At 36.0% G+C, this 16,108-nt stretch carries 14 protein-coding genes and 1 tRNA gene; 7 read left to right on the top strand and 8 right to left on the bottom strand.

What is annotated here, in order from left to right; translation table 11 throughout:
• The first annotated feature begins 473 nt into the window (after window positions 1–473).
• The 5 genes from GKS34_RS19495 to GKS34_RS19475 all read left to right on the top strand — a co-directional run bounded on the left by GKS34_RS19495 (window position 474) and on the right by GKS34_RS19475 (window position 3,389).
• Window positions 474–1,073: a hypothetical protein gene (locus GKS34_RS19495; protein ID WP_163386663.1), complete on the top strand. Its 600-nt coding sequence runs from the start codon at window positions 474–476 to the stop codon at window positions 1,071–1,073.
• Between the two features lie 236 nt (window positions 1,074–1,309).
• Window positions 1,310–1,456 carry a hypothetical protein gene (locus GKS34_RS19490; RefSeq protein ID WP_163386662.1) on the top strand — a complete coding sequence of 49 codons (147 nt, stop codon included), beginning with the start codon at window positions 1,310–1,312 and terminating at the stop codon, window positions 1,454–1,456.
• Between the two features lie 84 nt (window positions 1,457–1,540).
• Window positions 1,541–2,323 (top strand): nucleotide-binding protein, encoded by a 783-nt coding sequence (locus tag GKS34_RS19485; protein ID WP_163386661.1) that lies wholly within the window; start codon window positions 1,541–1,543, stop codon window positions 2,321–2,323.
• Between the two features lie 153 nt (window positions 2,324–2,476).
• On the top strand, window positions 2,477–2,797 hold the full coding sequence (locus GKS34_RS19480; RefSeq protein WP_163386660.1) for a hypothetical protein: 321 nt from the start codon (window positions 2,477–2,479) through the stop codon (window positions 2,795–2,797).
• Window positions 2,798–2,801: 4 nt separating this feature from the next.
• Entirely contained in the window at window positions 2,802–3,389 is a 588-nt protein-coding gene (locus GKS34_RS19475) for a hypothetical protein (RefSeq protein WP_163386659.1), read from the top strand.
• Window positions 3,390–3,576: 187 nt separating this feature from the next.
• Here GKS34_RS19475 and GKS34_RS19470 read toward each other — a convergent pair whose 3' ends face one another.
• The 8 genes from GKS34_RS19470 to GKS34_RS19435 form a co-directional block, all read right to left on the bottom strand.
• Entirely contained in the window at window positions 3,577–4,206 is a 630-nt protein-coding gene (locus tag GKS34_RS19470; protein ID WP_163386658.1) for a recombinase family protein, read from the bottom strand.
• Between the two features lie 399 nt (window positions 4,207–4,605).
• Window positions 4,606–5,283 carry a hypothetical protein gene (locus tag GKS34_RS19465; protein WP_163386657.1) on the bottom strand — a complete coding sequence of 226 codons (678 nt, stop codon included), beginning with the start codon at window positions 5,281–5,283 and terminating at the stop codon, window positions 4,606–4,608.
• The gene (locus tag GKS34_RS19460) at window positions 5,283–5,687 is read right to left on the bottom strand and encodes an HNH endonuclease (protein WP_163386656.1); all 405 of its coding nucleotides are present in this window, start codon (window positions 5,685–5,687) and stop codon (window positions 5,283–5,285) included. Before GKS34_RS19460 ends, GKS34_RS19465 begins: the two co-directional genes overlap by 1 nt.
• A gap of 748 nt (window positions 5,688–6,435) precedes the next feature.
• Window positions 6,436–6,579: a hypothetical protein gene (locus GKS34_RS19455; protein ID WP_163386655.1), complete on the bottom strand. Its 144-nt coding sequence runs from the start codon at window positions 6,577–6,579 to the stop codon at window positions 6,436–6,438.
• Window positions 6,576–8,015, bottom strand: coding sequence for a hypothetical protein (locus tag GKS34_RS19450; RefSeq protein ID WP_163386654.1), 1,440 nt, complete (start codon window positions 8,013–8,015; stop codon window positions 6,576–6,578). Before GKS34_RS19450 ends, GKS34_RS19455 begins: the two co-directional genes overlap by 4 nt.
• A 773-nt stretch (window positions 8,016–8,788) precedes the next feature.
• Window positions 8,789–9,493 (bottom strand): hypothetical protein, encoded by a 705-nt coding sequence (locus tag GKS34_RS19445; protein WP_163386653.1) that lies wholly within the window; start codon window positions 9,491–9,493, stop codon window positions 8,789–8,791.
• Window positions 9,494–9,698: 205 nt separating this feature from the next.
• Window positions 9,699–13,544 (bottom strand): hypothetical protein, encoded by a 3,846-nt coding sequence (locus GKS34_RS19440; RefSeq protein WP_163386652.1) that lies wholly within the window; start codon window positions 13,542–13,544, stop codon window positions 9,699–9,701.
• A 479-nt stretch (window positions 13,545–14,023) separates the two neighbouring features.
• A tRNA-Ile gene (locus GKS34_RS19435) sits at window positions 14,024–14,100 on the bottom strand.
• Between the two features lie 135 nt (window positions 14,101–14,235).
• On the opposite strand from GKS34_RS19435, the gene GKS34_RS19430 reads away from it, so the two are divergent.
• Window positions 14,236–14,868, top strand: a complete 633-nt coding sequence (locus tag GKS34_RS19430) for an HAD family hydrolase (protein WP_163386651.1) — start codon at window positions 14,236–14,238, stop codon at window positions 14,866–14,868.
• A complete protein-coding gene (locus GKS34_RS19425; protein WP_163386650.1) occupies window positions 14,858–15,967 on the top strand; it encodes a site-2 protease family protein in 1,110 nt (369 codons plus the stop codon). The genes GKS34_RS19430 and GKS34_RS19425 overlap by 11 nt, the downstream gene beginning before the upstream one ends.
• Window positions 15,968–16,108 lie beyond the last annotated feature (141 nt).

Raw genomic sequence — 16,108 nt, 5'->3', positions numbered from 1 at the left:
CTAAAAGCTGAAAAATGTCAAGTTTGCAAATGTTTTTACCCCCGTTATGAGAAATCACCGGCCTTTCATAAATTATAGACATGGGATTTCGGCTACCTTTCTCTCGTCTCCCCCAATTAACCTTTTAATCATTATGATTCCTTGAGGCCATGGCTAAATCTACTATGCTTAGGAAAAATCAGCCCTCAAAGAGGCCTTCTAGCAACTGATAGCTCACGGGGGCATCAGTAACCATGCGACCCTTAACAAGCCCTTACAGGCCCTTAAAAAGCTTAATAGGGTAGGGTTGAACATCAAGTCTGCTTGTTACTTAACCAGAGGCTAAAAAAGGGTATGTTATGATCACGGGATCTTGTCATCGTCGAACAGTAGTTATTTTTTTTCTAGATTGCGTTTAAATTTCTTTACGTTAGCCTCAATTTAAGATGTACTTGATTTTAAGCAAAATAGGGAAAGCGAACCACATCATTGACATGTACGAAAACGAGTACCTATTTTTCAGCAACATTAAAAATTTCAGAAGTCCTAAACCTGACAATACTGGTAGACTGGACAGAAAGGAATTAAACGTCAACAACAAACAAATAATCCGCCTGACCTTAAAGACTGAAGAAAAGGAAATCCATTTCCATAAAGTTTTTAGAAACTTTAATGGACAATTTTCTGAACACCTAGTAGACCCAAGAACCCATTGCTGCTCCCTGCATTGGTTAGAATTTGAAATTGACCGAGACCTAGCTGCCTTTGACAAAAAGTTATTAGAACTAGGCGATAAAACTCTTCTTATTTTGGACTGGAAACGGTTTTTCGAAATACTAGACAAAGCTGTGTCAGAACAAAATCTCGGGATTCAAGGAAAAAAAGTGAGTTATTATGATCCTAAAGAAGTTGACGGTGAAATATCCCTTTTTCACAAAGACGATCGATTCCAATATCAGAAGGAGTTTAGAATCTTGATTTATCAACTTACTACCCCATCATCTACATTGAATCTTCCAGGACTGAAAGAAATTAGCACTGTGATCGAAACTAAGCATCTAAAGACTCTCAGAATAATGAAAGAAAAAAATTGACCCCACTACACAGCAAAACCATTACCCAACACAGGGAAAAAATGTGTCAACGGACATCTGACTGACTTAATTTGAACTGCATAAGAAAGCATTAGCCAGAGTAAGTACAAAAATTTCACTATTTTGCATGGGAAAATGAAATAATGAAATTTTGATTAAAAAGATCCCTAAAAAATAATTCCAAAACAGAGGGGATTTCTAAGGGCAATTCTAAAAATTAAGAAGTAATGGTTGGTATGTCTACAACAAGCACCTATAAAACCACTGCATATGCAGAAATTGTGGAAGAATCAAAAATTCCTGTAAAAGAACCGCCGAAGATTTACACGCATGTAAGCAAGAAAAAGATCACAGAAATCCGTTCACCATTTGACGATCTTTGAAATAATTAGTTCCAAATAAGAACGATAAACTGGTTACAAGCCAGCAAAGAATGGCAAATAGTGACGATAAACTGGTAAGAATAAATGAAACCTGAATTATTTATAGGTTCTTCAGTAGAAGGCCTAAGTATAGCTGAAGCTGTAGAAACAAAGCTCTCTCATGATTTTAATGTCACACTTTGGACCGATGGTGTATTTAACTTAAGTAATACAACCCTTGAAGACTTATTAAATAAACTTGATAAATCTGACTTTGGGATTTTTATTTTTTCACCTGATGATATAACAAAAATAAGGGGCAATGAATATGTGGCTGCGAGGGATAATGTTATTTACGAACTGGGGTTGTATACAGGGAAATTAGGAAGACGAAATGCATTTATTGTTAAACCTTCTAATCAAAAGGACTTTCATTTACCTAGTGACCTATCCGCTTTATATATTGGAGAATATGACACTAACAAATTAAATAATCCTGAATCTTCTGTATCAAATTTTACATCTAAAGTAAAGAGACAAATAATTAGTAATTCTGAATATGTTTTAAAAGGAAGGTGGGAATTTATGTGGCAGGTTTTAGAATCAGACAAATATCCTGACCCTATAAAGGAAGAAGTGGATGTTTTCCATTACGAAAACACCTTGAAATTTATACATACAATTTCAGATGATGAAAAATACATAGTAAAGGCTAGGTTTCATAATCCTTATTTAACAGGTGAATGGATTCCAGCGAATGGAGTTGGATATAATGGATCCTTTCAAATGAAATTAAACGGAAAAGGAAATGAATTTAATGGAGCTTGGATAGGCTGGGGTGATAAAGGGAACATCAATAGTGGCCCTTGCAAACTGACAAAGAAATAGAAACTACCGCTAACATTATATAAAAAAGAGCAAGCGGGTACAGTGGTAGTGTAGTCTTCTGTTCTTTTCGCTGACTGCGGTTTCAAGGGATACTTTACTGATTTTAAACCGCTGCCCATTTTTTATACTAACCGTTAGTCAGAATAAAAAAACATGAGAAGACTTATTATAAATCAGATAGAAAACTACAAGAGTCAAATCTTGTTTATGAATTTCATTTACGCTCTTCTAAACACTATAAGTTTAGTATTGCTTGCGATAATCTTTGAGAAGATTCTGATAAGCGAGAACGCAGGAAATGATTCCTATTTACAATACTTACAGGCTCTGGGAGCAATTCTTGCACCGTATATAACATTTGTAGCGAAGGGATTTCTATTTCCTATGTGGAGAAAAATAGACACTCTCTTCCACCTTTTCTTTAAGAGCACCTACTCTGAAGAAGAAATGAAAATAATCTACGACAAAGACTAACCAAATGAAAGAATTATTAGCCAGATTAAGGAACATTACCCTTCGGTTAAGGGAAATCATTTCCATCAGCAGAGATAGGAATACAGAAAGCATTTACAATGAACTAGATCAAATCCAAAGGGAAATTTATGACTTAGAATTGATAGAGCCTTCATTGAACAGTCTCGAAAAATTCAAGAGACGTAATATGATTATTTCTGGTTTTCCAACAGTTGTGGCACTCGGACTCGTGGTTTATGTCTTTTTCTTAAATGAAGCCAACACGACTCAGAAAAGGACTTTTCAGAATAACGCTTCAATCAGAAAAGAAATAATAGAGAAACTGGAAACAATTAACGAAGAAACCATGTACCAATTAACCCTTGACACTGTAATGAACGACTCAACAATTATCTCTTTACTAGGTAGAAGATACTATGACGATGAGAATTCAAATTATGAGAATGGCAAACGGTTTTTGTTTATGGAATATCTCAGAGCAAAAAATTTCAAGAATAAGATGATATTGGAAATTGATAGTCTTAAAAAAGAATTGGTAAAAACTAAAGCTGCTAATCTAGTAGCCCGACCTGAGCCAAATGGCTCAGGTTGAGGCTCTCACACCACCAAGGGTACGGGTCTCGTAATCAGCGATTCACTGGATTTTAGTTTGGGATTTGAGGTAATAGGAAAGCTTTGCCTAGAACTCAAAAGTTTGAAAAAAGCCAAAATTTGCAGATACCCTTACTGCCAAATGATTGCCATTCCATTTTTTTAGGGCGACTGGGGGGGTCTCCAATTTACTCCTCTCCCACCTCCGCCAAGGCTCCTTTTACTTTATGTATGGTACTCATAGAACATCGGCAAAGCTTTACGATCTCAGGGTAACTCCTTCCCAGCACAAGGTATTTTTGAATGTCCTTATGCTTGCCTAAGAATTTCTCTCTGCTTTCAATTGACCCTACCCTCCTACCAGTGGATAACCCTTCCTTTTTTCTGTTTTTAATACCAGATTTTATCCTGTAGCTGAGGTTCTCGGATTCCAGCCTGGCAATATCTGAAATGATAGTGATTATCAATTTGTTGAATATCCTGTCTTTCTCACTGTCTGCACCAAGGGTAATACCCAAATTATGGATATAAAGGCAAATTCCTGCCTCCTCAAGGTTATGGATCAAAGTTAAGGTTTCTCTGGTATTCCTGCCTAAGCGAGAAATCTCGGATACCATGATACATTCTATCCGCTCTTTCCTCACATATTTGAGCATGTTCTGCAATTCCATTCGCTCCTCCATACTTTTGGAAAACCCACTTATATTTTCTGAAAAGACCTTCTGAATTTGGAATCCCTCCACCTGCTTTAAATCATTAACCTGCCTTTTGGTGGATTGGTCTGATGTGCTGACCCTAGTGTATGCAACTGCTTTCATAATTTACTCTCTACCGTTTAAACAAGTGTTTAATTAGGTAGCAATGTACAGTACAAAAACGTATCGTACAAGCAAATGAACAATTAATTAGTATAGAGTTTAAATAGTATAGAAAAATAATAAGAAAAAAGCCTCCCTTATGACAAGGAAGGCTTGAAAACCATAGAAGTACATAAATTATATGTATGGTTTCCATTAAATTGTGTATTATATGGCTCAACTAATGAAATTTAACCTAAAAAGAAAGAAGACTTATCATTTCCCTTATTAATGCCCCTGCACATTTGCATTAATGAAGTGAACCTAATACAGATGATTATCATTAGTACATTTAACACCTTATAAGATTATTCCTGTCTATTTTTTTGCGCCACAATATTACCTTGACTAAAACTCAATTTAAATTACCTCATTAGTATTAGATAATTTTTTCAATTCTCTAGATCGTACAGTATTATCAATTTCCATATTTATTATCTTTTCCTTACAGCCAACACAAACAGCTACTAGATCAAATAATGGTTCACTAAAGACATGCCTAAAGGTTATCTGATAGGCTGTCGTGGCATTATTAACTAAACAGGATTGGCATAAATATTTATCCCTCTTAAGTACTGCCCCTACCTTTCTACTCCATGTTTCCGACTCTAAATAGGGATAATAATTCTCATTAAGCCAAGTAATAAATTCTTTCTTTTTTCTTTCGTCATAGCTTTCCTTCCAATTATCACGAACTATTTCATGGATGGTTTTTTCAAAAGCCTCATAAAGATTCTCATTAAATGGAAAAATTGGTTCACATGAAGCGAATTTCTTTCTGGAAATCGCTTGGTTATCAGTATAACCACAAGACTGGCACTGCAAGAGAAATCTGTGACCAACCCCATTATTTAGTCTTTTGGTATATTGAATGTTTTTATTATCACAGCAGGGTTTGCCGACCTCTTCATTCAATTTATAACCCTCATAAATAGAACAGGTTGAGCAGTAAAGTTCAATGAAAGTTAGGTGTTCAATTACTTGAAGTCTATTATTGCACGTTTGACAAATTTTAACTGATTCTTCCACTGCGTCCATTATTCAATATTAAAATTATTTTTCACCTCATTTTCATCCAATTGCGTTATTTTATCATGACATCTGGCACAAATAGAAACTAAATCAAAAAGAGGCTCATTCCCTACAAATCTGTAGGATAGGTGATGGACTTGGGTAGCTTCATTGATTCCACAAGCTCTGCATATCTTTTCATCTCTCTTTAAAACTCTTTCTCGTTTGTAATGCCATACCTCAGAGGATAAATATTCATTGTATTCCTCCTCAAACCATTCAGATTTTAACCTACACCGCCTTTTGTAGGCATAAAATGACTTAAGCTTATTTATTTCTTTATCATGCTTGGATTGTTTCTTTTTATAATAGCTATATAATGCGGCATTAAAAAGGTGGACCTTATCCCCTAATAAAGATTTCTTAAACATTCCGCTTGGTTTAAAACCACAGGAAAGGCATTGCTTTACAACGTGACTTGACTTCTCCTTAGCAAAGAGAACATACTGAATATTGCTTTTGTCACAGCATAAATAACCTAAGTTAGCTTTGTGGTTGGAGATTAAACCAAAGCAATTATTACAAATGTGAAAAAAGTAGTCACCGATTATTTTCTTTGTAATATCTTTAGATTTGCAGGAATTGCAATTTAACGAAGCCATTATTTACCCAAATATTTAAACCCATTAATTTAATTAATGGCACTGGATAAAAAAACAAAAATCTCATATTTTTTTAATTTTTCTTTAATCTGACTAAAAGGGAGGAATTAAATGAGTGAATTCCCTCAAATTGAATAATCAAAAAGGTAGAGTTATTGTTCTTAAAATTACATTCTCTGGAAAAAATCAACTTAATGATAGGCTTCATTTAATTGCTAATATACCAACAGTTTCAAATTTTTGATTAAGCCATTCGGCAAATTTAAGTGCCCAACTTTTTATGCATCCAAGTTCTTCCATTATACCTGACATGAATGATTTTAAATGGTCTAATCTGACCATTTAAAGTTTTAGACAGAATCTCACAGAACTCAATTGTCTGCTCTGATGCAAAATAGGAAGAAGACTTATCATTTCTATTATTAATGCCCCTCCTTTTTTACATTAATGAAGGCTACTTAATACAGGTGGTTATCATTAGGACTGTTCAGCTTGAAATAAGGGTACTCCTGGTCATTTAACTTTTTGCAGTTACCCGAAGGGCGGGATTTTTACCACCAAACTCCATTCGGAGAACTGAACTTTCGGTTTGCACAAATATGTCTTTGAAGCACGAAACCCCGCCTTTTGGGTAGGTGCCGTTATCTCCTGGTTTTTTCATACTTCTGTTTTTAAGAAAAAGTTATCAATTGCTTCTTTAAGTTTCTTGTTCTTCAGCTTTAAAGCTTTGTCCCTTATACTTTTACCGTCCAAAAAAGAGATTTTGATTTTAGTTGCGGAGGTTGATGTTTGTTTTAGTTTCTCTTCGGCATTTTTCTCAAAACCATTAACAGACCAAAATTCAAATTCTAGTTCTTTGTTTTTCCAAGTTTCCTGTTTAGAAGCCCATTTTTTGAAGGCAGGGATTTTTAATCCTAGCCACTTGTCGACTTGCTCAATTGTGATTTGTCCTTTGGTTGCTTTGCATTCTACAAATATTATTTTCTGGTTGTTCGTTGCAAAAACATCAATTTCGTGTTTGCCATTTTCAAAAATTTCACGCCCAATTTCTATACTGCAATTATTTTCTAGTGAATGAATATGCCCGACAACAAACTCAAATAATGCTCCTTTAATATTATTTGCAAGTCCTTGATTATATTTTTTAAGTTCAATAATCAAGTCCAAGTACTTGTTGGGGTCTTTTTTCAAACTTGCTCCTGCATTATTCAAAACAGTTACAAGCTCTTTCAAAGTTTCTGCATACTTGTTGCCAAAAAGTTCACTAATAAAGCCAACTATAATTCCATTTTTCTTTAATAATTTTAATGCGTCTGTATCTATGTCGTCCACTATCAAAAAGGGCAATAGCCTTGAACTCTTTTTAAAACTTTGAATAGTTTTTAATTTTTCTAGGTAAAACAGCACATCTTTTTCATAAATGGGATGTCCAAATAAAATGTCTGCTAAAAGATAGCCAAATGTGTTATTTTCTTTTAAACCTGAAACTGGACAAACACCTTTAAAAGCCCATTTAAATTTTCCATACTCTGCAAATTTTTCACCTGTCTTGTATGATATTAGCCCTATGTTTTTTGTTAATGAATTGAAATTATTAATAATGTCTTCCTTTATTAATTCAATAGTTTGGTATTGGGTGAAATTAAGAACTGACTGGTTTAACTTAGGTGCAATAAAATAATATCCATTATTAAATATCAGTATGTCGTTCTCGACAAATTTTTGCATTACTTTTTTAAATGGCAAATGACTTTTTAACGGCAATATTGGGTAGTTGGTGTAACACTCTAAATAGTTTTGGCTAATCAAACCACCACTTGCTTTTATTGCATTTAAACAAAACCAATACTTTTTACCATTTTCAAGCATTGACTTCATTAGTCGATCAAAGAAATCAAACTCCTTTGTGTGTTGCTCTAAGTAACAAAAAGATTGTCCGCTACTAAAAAAACCTTTTACTTTCAAAATCGATTTGTCTCTAACAACCTTTTGACTTGCTGAGTTTTTCGGAATTTTCAATTTCGTTTCAATAATGCTTGCAAGTTCACTTGACATCATTGGGCCTTTGCTCTTTAATATGTCTTCCAAAGTTGTCATATCACGCTATATATAAACATCTCGTTAGAGTTGTGGTGTAGCATTCTTTTTTTTTGAAATTTCTTTTGATTTTCAATGGTTTAGGTTTGTAGTACTACTGTAAAATGTTGTCATATGGCTTTTTGTTTGTCATGGGATGGTTCTGTCTAACCTTGCAGATAATCGGGTCAGGCAAGGGAATTTCACCCTCACCTTCCCACGGAACTCCCGAAATCGGGACAGGCTGTGTGTGAGACTCTCACCTCACACGGCTCTTCATGTTCTTTGTCGCTTTGAATATACTCATGGTTGTACCAGTTTCAAATGTTCAAATAAGCCGGGAGCTTCCTTGTATTGTCGTTTGAGCCAGCGAACTGTCGCATATTTATACAAACCCTTCTCCCATTTGACCCATTTTAGCAAACTATAGTTCTGGCCATTCTATACCTGGCGCATGCCTGCCTACCAAAATTTGTGGTAGTAGTTGATCAGTCCACATCATTTCCTTTGCAGCAGCATAGGACGTTTTGAAAACTCCCCCGGAAGGGCGTGTTCAGGAGGCCTGCCCAACTTGCGTTGGTCTCCCATCAGCACATCAGCATGCCACTAAACTGTTCCAAGGCTTTGTGACTTCAATTCATACACGGTTCTCAGCTATACACGTCGGGGAATTTAACCACTGAACTCCCTACGAAGAACTGAACTTTAAATTTACTTTCCTGTCCTACGAAGCACGATACCTCTGCTTGCGGGTAGGTGCTATTGCCTGTAGCTTGTCGTTAAGCAGCAAGCATTCAATCAAATGGTTTTTCTAATTCCATATTTATGTGAATCCCTTTCATTGTATTGTCAAAATTCATTGAAGCAATTTTCCAACCGTCGCCTTCTAAGTCTTTAATTTTGTCAGTTAGCTGTTTGTGAAATTCCGGATATCTGATACATTCTTCCATCCAGCGCCACGCCCAATCGTCATCACGAGTGTCCTGTATTTCTTTGAGACGTGAAAGAAAGTATGGGTCTTCCGTTTCCAGTCTAAATCTTTCTGGTTTTTTGATTGTTGGCTTTGTTGAATTATTGCTTTGATTAACAATTGCATTTTCAAATTGACTTAATTCAGAATTGAAATGGTCAATTTTTTGATTTATGTCACGAAGTGCTTGATTAACAATGCCGTCTCTTATTTCATTTCCAGAAAACTCCATTGTTTTATCCTTAGTCTCATTGTCTTTTGAATTTGCCACTTTTGAGGAACCAGCACCAATCAAAACACCGATGATAACTTTCAAAGTGTCTGCTGTCCACGACTGGTCTCGGAATAAATGAGAAATAAGAACAATTATGAAAAGAAATGAAGCGATAAAAATAAGCGCACTATCTGCCTTGTAATCTTTATTAAAAATTTTGTTTCCAAACTTCATCAGAACTACAAGAATAATAGTCATGACGGAAACAAGTATAAGAATAGCTGGAATATAGTCAATCAATTTTTGAGTGTCCATTATGTTTTGAATTTAAGTTGCAGGCAACGTTTTGGCGATTGGCACACTGGCGGATTTCGGAGCATAACACTGTCGATACACCACAAAAGTAGATGCGAGGTAGAATGTTCAATTAACCACTTCATCCGCTATTGAGCCAAACGCCTGTTAGCGGTTCGGGCTTTTTTTGTATTCCGTATTGAATTCATTCTGTCAATGACGTTAGTCAAATGAAATTTTCTGCGTCTCTATTTTTTTCTGTTACAATATCTTTGTCAAGAAAGCCAATGTAAGATGTTGCCCAGTCTCTTACTAATTCTGTTTTATGATTGGTTAATTGCTTAAATAACTCCTTTTTAGATTCAAGGAAAGGAACAACAGAACCTGTCCAAGAGTATGTCCCCATATTAGAACTTAGATTACTAAGAACTTCATTTATGTCACCATACTCATCTATAAGCCTAAGTGCAATTGGATGCCATTTTGTATAGTCAGTATTGTTATTAGCAAAAATTGGTGTTAATTCAGCTAATCTGGAAGGGGCAAGCGCTTTATTGTTTGCACACCAATTAAAAATAGCATCAATTTCGCCATCAAATAAAACACCAACACTTCTACCAACTCCACCAATATGAGAACCCAAAATATGTTTCAGTCCATAAAATGTAATGTATTCGTCTTCGCTTGAAAGCAGTGCATCTGACAAGTCAGACCAAATTGAACTGAAATGCACTTTTAATAAAATTTCATAGACTCGTTGAATGTAATGGTCAAGGTGATATGAGTTTTCCCAAGTCATAGAATCTATAACTGATTTATTTATAAATTTTGCAAATTCAACTTCTTTTTCGTCAGATATTATAAACGAAATGATTTCTGTCCATTTGTAGTCATCTAATTGATGTTTAAATCTTCGGTTGAATCCTAATTTTAGAATACACTTTTTGTAGATTGGTGTAAGTAATTTTTTCTTTGCTTCGTCACCATAGCTAAGGTCTGCAAACAAATCAAAAACAACTGCATATCCCTCATCACCGTATGCAAATAGCTTTTCACTGAAAGAATTTAATTCTTCAAAAGTTAATTGTGTTAAAGCGTTGCTGTATGTAAAAGCGTAAAAACTGTTTACATCATAATCTTTTTTGTCAATTAACTGAAATAATAAATCAAAGTATTCTTTACTCGTTTTATCAATAGACAAAAAGTAAAATAATTGACTGCTAAATTCAAAAGATTGAAACAATCTTGAATAAAATTCTTTTTTTGTCTCTTCACTGGAATTGGCTATGAAACCACCAAGAACTGTGAAATTTCTTTCGTCTTGTGGTATCTGTGTAATAACTTCTAAAGAGTAATATATAAAACGATTGATTTTAGTTTTGTCATCTTTTAGCAATTCCGATAATCGTTTACCAAAATGATAGGAAAAAACTTGTTGACTCTTATAGAACGAAGGAAAGGTTTCTTTCCACGAAATATTGTTAGCGATAAATTCGTCAGCTAATTTGATCATTTCTTCAATTACTTTTTCACTTGAGTAGGTATCGTCATTATCCAAATGATAAGAGCTTGATAATGTTAAATACTTAGTTGAAAAATCAGTCTTAGTTAGTAACTCCACTAAGCTATTTATTTCTTCAAGTTGTTTTTCAGGGATAAAATGATTTTCATATTTCCTTGCTAACTTCAATCCTTTTAGACCACTATCCCAATCATTGTTTTTAAATTCAGAAATTTCTTTCAAATAGGGTAATATTAATTTCCCCATACCTATATGAAACATAGTTCTTGTGCTATTAGCAATAGCTTCACTTGCTAAATCAGAATATTCATTATTTGATTTAATAATTTCAAGTAGTTTATTGAGAATGTTTCTCCAATATTCATCTATTTCTTTCCAAGTTGGATTGTTGTCAACTAACCTTCTGCTACCTTGTTGTTCTGCCCCGCCCGTTCTACTTGCGTGTCCAAAATTCAAACCTATCTTCATCGCTCTAATGGCAAAATCATAATAGGCTCTATCTCCTTTATTCAACAACCATTCAATTATTTTCCACCGTTCACCCAAATCAGCTTCTGTTCCAGAAAGATGTATATTGAATAGATGAAGAAACTGGCTTGTGGCATTATTTGCCCATGTTTCGTTTTCTGCAATTGCTAATTGTAAAAGAACTTTAGCACTATCAGAAAATGTTCTTTTGTCAAAACACAACTTTTCAAAAGTCCAAACAATGTTTCTTCTACCGGCTTCTATTTTCAATAATTCCTCAGTGGGTTTATTAAAAAATTGACGTTTAAAATTTTGAGAAACAGCAATGGGATTCACTTCTACAAAAGAGCGGAAGAGGCGTGAACCCAGCTCTGTATTTAAAACTTCCGCATTATCGAAAGGGCTTCCAGGACCTATTATTCTGTCAACTATTTCTATTGCTTTATCATTATATCCTAAATACTTCATTTGCTCTGAAAGAGCCTCGGATAAATTTTTACGGTCAGGTTCGGTTAATTTTGCAATGGAGGCAATTACTTCAACTAATCTTGTAGGTGTGCATGGTTCTAGCCATTCTTGTGCAAGAGACATGGCTAATGGGAATGGTCTCATTCCAATAAATCTACCTCTTCGCTCAAAAATACCTCGTTTTAAGTAATGGTCGCAAACTTCATTAAACTCATTTAATATTACTACATCGTCTCCATTAAGGCTTGTGATGTGTTTATTTTTCGATATAAAATCTACTTGAGAAGCAAGTTCTTTAGTAAATCCAAAATAGTTAAAGATAGAGCAAGCCTTTAGTATGGTTCTGTTCCGAACTTCTTGGCCTTTGGGTCCAAGAAGCTTATCAAGCAAAAATTTGTCTTCTAGTTTTCCAATAAACTTTTCACCGTTTTTTACACTTTCACCAAGCAAAACAGCCATTAAGGGAATGCCTTGAGAAAACTCTTTTATGGTTTTGATATTTTCATCACCAAGTCCGCCAAAATCACGTTTTAAAATCTCATCAACAACTGATGATTGGTCATCTTTATTAATAACCAAGTAGTTGACGCCATTTATTTTGTTGTGGATTATTTCTTCTGGATTAGAATCTAAAGAGATGAAAGATATTTTATTATTTGTTCGTTTTGCAAATCCTAAAGCTAGTCGATGTGTTTCGATAGAGCAATTGTCTAAGATTACAATGCGTCCTTCATTTTTTAAGTTTAATTTGGAAAAAATAGCTTGATAATCAGTGTTAGGATTGTCATTGCAGTTTATATAAAGTACTCGGCTGGAAAGTATGATGGAGTTGTCATCACCATTAATTGGACGAAACACTTCAAAGAGCATTCTTGTTTTTCCCAGACCAGATAGCCCCAAAACTCTCAATGAAAGTTTTGGGTCAGGCAAAACTTGATTAACTGCATTCTTTATTTCGTCAGCTTTAGCATTAGGAATAAATTTTTCTGTAATTGGAATAGTCTTTTCCCAGTCGCTCCAATTCATGAGAGGACTGTATTTGCTTTTTTGATGCTGAAGTGCAAATATCGCTGTATCCCTAATTGCAGTAGTTAACCCGCCTAGCAACTCCTTTTGGGATTTTTCTTTATTGGTTTTGGAAGAATAAGGATAGCTAATAGGGAATCTTAAATGCCTCAGGTCAAAAGGAATATTATTGGGGTTTTCATTAGGTGAGCCATAAGTATTGTTTAAAATCCCGATTATTTTTTCAACTCCAACAGCATTGTAAGCTACACCATATTCTTTAATGACATTATTGTTTTGAGATGGCCGAAACTCTTTGTTGTCAAATTTCTTTTGTATCCATTTTGCAAGCCATCCTATTTGATTCACGACCGTTAAATCTGCAATGAAGATGTCACAGTTAGGTATTCTTTCATCATTAATCTTTGACGCAACTCCGGGTGAGCCAGGTTCACCCCTGACACCTTCTTGAATAATAAATTCTACATCTTTAAACTCCGGCTTTCTATTCAGAGCTTTTACAGCTTTCTCAATACATGTCAAGATGAAATTTTTATTGTACTTCGTATCAGTTTCGGTCTGCCATGAGTAAAAAATTATTATCTTCATATGTTTCTATTTTTGAAGGTCGTCATTGTGTCTATGGCGTGTTGTTTTAGTCTGACCGCTAAACCACGGATATAAACCTGATTGAATCAGGGTTGTACAACCAAATACGGTTGATCATCCCTCACGAACCTGCCTATCCATCAGGGATTAATAATACTAAATATTTCTTTAAAGGTCATCAAAATGAGACTTTTTCTGATATAAAAACGCCGTTCAGGCTAGAGTAAACATCCTAGTCCTATAGTTGCATAGATGCCCTAATGCTACCGGATGTATTCCAAATTAGAATCGTATCCCAAAAAATGGACCCTATACCTCAAGGAAGATTATCAAGCGTAAGGTAAAATTGAATAGACTGTTATCGGAAAATAATTACCACCTTCTTTCCTTGTTGAAAATGGGTAACTTAAAAATCAATACTGTTACATATGGTGTTACATATAATAAAAAAGCCCCTCTACGGTCTGTAAAGAGGCTTTTGGTGGGCCCACCTGGGCTCGAACCAGGGACTTTCTGATTATGAGTCAGATACTCTAACCAACTGAGTTATAGGCCCAAACCTTAAAACGGACTACCGCTTCTTTTTCCCAAAACCATTTAGCCAACCTGAAAGCGCCATTTTGGCCTTTTTACCTTGCTTTTGGGACTGCAATGTTACATATTTGATTTTAATTTCACAACTTAAATCTCTATGAAAAAGCATCCGGAAATCCAACTTTTGATCTTTGATCTGGGAAACGTCATCTATGATATTGATTACCAACGGACTTTTGATAAGTTGTATGCCAAACTGCCCAACGAAAAGCACGCCATGGTCAAGGAGTTTATGGTCTCCCCCATCCATATGGACCTGGAAACCGGAGCGATAGATGAAGCCGGATTTAGAGATGGCGTACGGGAATACTTCTCCACCGATTGGGAAGATGCCTGGATAGACGAGGCCTGGAACAGCCTGCTGGTGGCTATACCCCAGGAAAGGCTGGACCTGCTGCTGAGGCTCAAACAAAAATACCCCCTGTTTATGCTCAGCAATACCAATTCCATCCATTTTAAGGTAGTCGAACAGGCCTTTCTAAATCAACTCCCGGAAAATACCTGGCCCCATTTGTTTGACCACTTGTTTTTAAGTCATGAAATGGGACTTCGCAAACCCGGAGAAGCTATCTACCAATCGGTACTTCAAAAGCTGGGTGCCAAACCCGAACAGTGCCTGTTTTTTGATGATCTGAAAGAGAACCTTTTGGGAGCCGAAAAGGTTGGCATTAGAACACATCATATTAATCACCCAAAAGCGCTTATCAATTTTTTTCAGGATGTACAGTAACAGGGACTACCTTAAGCACGGACTACTTTTATTTTTGACCTTAATTGCTACCACCCTTGCGGGCGGGGAATGGCTGTACGGCAGAAGCGTTCTTTCTGATGAAAAGCCGCTCACTTGGGAGTATTTTCTCCTATCGTTCCAATTTTCCGTTCCGTTCCTGGGCATTTTGTTTGTACACGAAATGGGGCATTTGTTCACCTCTATTTACCATAAAGTCCGCTCCTCCCTGCCCTTCTTTATACCGGCATGGCTTGGATTTATTGGAGCACCTTCCATCGGAACCTTTGGAGCGGTAATACAGATGAAAAGCCAGGTGGGCTCCCGTAAAAAATTCTTTGATATAGGGGTAGCCGGTCCTTTGGCAGGCTTCGTAGTGGCATTAGCTGTTCTTGTCTATGGGTTTACCACCCTTCCCGAAGCATCCTATATTTATGAAATTCACCCGGAATATGCGGACCCTACCTATAATAAAGAGGCGGATGAAGACGTGATGGATATTCAACTGGGCTATAACCTGCTTTTCTGGATCATGAAGGAAACACTGGCCGACCCGGAACGAATGCCGGAAATGGCAGAGGTCATTCATTATCCCTATTTGTTCGCCGGTTACCTGGCCTTATTCTTTACTGCCCTTAACCTGCTTCCCATCGGGCAACTGGACGGCGGACACGTTGTATTTGGAATTTTGCCAAAGCGTCACAAGGAACTGTCGCTGCTGGCCTATACCTTGTTTTTGTTTTTTGCCGGATTGGGGGTCATCAGCCCCTACGAGGACCTGAATTACCTGATTTTTGCCCTGCCCCTTTACATCGGCTTTCTTTACATATGTTTTCGAAAAGCAGGTATTTCGAATACCAACCAATGGATAATCGCTTTGGGAATGGCCGCGATTCAGTACACCCTGGTAAGTTTTTATCCGGATATTCAAGGTTATTCCGGCTGGCTGTTATTTGCATTTCTAATTGGTAGGGTATTGGGAATTAATCATCCCGAAGTACCGGATGGCCGACCTTTGGACCAAAACAGAAAAATCCTGGGATGGATAGCTATCGTGATTTTTATCCTTTGCTTTATCCCCAAACCTTTCATGATCGAGTAATGGTTATATATTTAAAATGCTTGAAAAAATCCCCCTTGCCCCCTTTAGAAAAGGGGGATTACACTAACGGTTGGATTTCTAGGTACGTAAATTCCAGACAGCTCCCGTACATTGTGGGCAGTGCTGACCTTCTCCAATTCA

Origin of the sequence: Cyclobacterium jeungdonense, from assembly GCF_010994275.1 — a bacterium.
GTDB classification, from domain to species: domain Bacteria; phylum Bacteroidota; class Bacteroidia; order Cytophagales; family Cyclobacteriaceae; genus Cyclobacterium; species Cyclobacterium jeungdonense.
The sequence above is the reverse complement of the archived record's forward strand: the minus strand, read 5'-3'. Positions and strand labels throughout refer to the sequence as shown.

Bases quoted from the DNA above. Each gene is read 5' to 3' on its own strand.
- GKS34_RS19495 (WP_163386663.1), top strand. From the start codon at position 474: ATGTACGAAAACGAGTACCTATTTTTCAGCAACATTAAAAATTTCAGA.
- GKS34_RS19490 (WP_163386662.1), top strand. From the start codon at position 1,310: ATGTCTACAACAAGCACCTATAAAACCACTGCATATGCAGAAATTGTG.
- GKS34_RS19485 (WP_163386661.1), top strand. From the start codon at position 1,541: ATGAAACCTGAATTATTTATAGGTTCTTCAGTAGAAGGCCTAAGTATA.
- GKS34_RS19480 (WP_163386660.1), top strand. From the start codon at position 2,477: ATGAGAAGACTTATTATAAATCAGATAGAAAACTACAAGAGTCAAATC.
- GKS34_RS19475 (WP_163386659.1), top strand. From the start codon at position 2,802: ATGAAAGAATTATTAGCCAGATTAAGGAACATTACCCTTCGGTTAAGG.
- GKS34_RS19470 (WP_163386658.1), bottom strand. From the start codon at position 4,206: ATGAAAGCAGTTGCATACACTAGGGTCAGCACATCAGACCAATCCACC.
- GKS34_RS19465 (WP_163386657.1), bottom strand. From the start codon at position 5,283: ATGGACGCAGTGGAAGAATCAGTTAAAATTTGTCAAACGTGCAATAAT.
- GKS34_RS19460 (WP_163386656.1), bottom strand. From the start codon at position 5,687: ATGTTTAAGAAATCTTTATTAGGGGATAAGGTCCACCTTTTTAATGCC.
- GKS34_RS19455 (WP_163386655.1), bottom strand. From the start codon at position 6,579: ATGAAAAAACCAGGAGATAACGGCACCTACCCAAAAGGCGGGGTTTCG.
- GKS34_RS19450 (WP_163386654.1), bottom strand. From the start codon at position 8,015: ATGACAACTTTGGAAGACATATTAAAGAGCAAAGGCCCAATGATGTCA.
- GKS34_RS19445 (WP_163386653.1), bottom strand. From the start codon at position 9,493: ATGGACACTCAAAAATTGATTGACTATATTCCAGCTATTCTTATACTT.
- GKS34_RS19440 (WP_163386652.1), bottom strand. From the start codon at position 13,544: ATGAAGATAATAATTTTTTACTCATGGCAGACCGAAACTGATACGAAG.
- GKS34_RS19430 (WP_163386651.1), top strand. From the start codon at position 14,236: ATGAAAAAGCATCCGGAAATCCAACTTTTGATCTTTGATCTGGGAAAC.
- GKS34_RS19425 (WP_163386650.1), top strand. From the start codon at position 14,858: ATGTACAGTAACAGGGACTACCTTAAGCACGGACTACTTTTATTTTTG.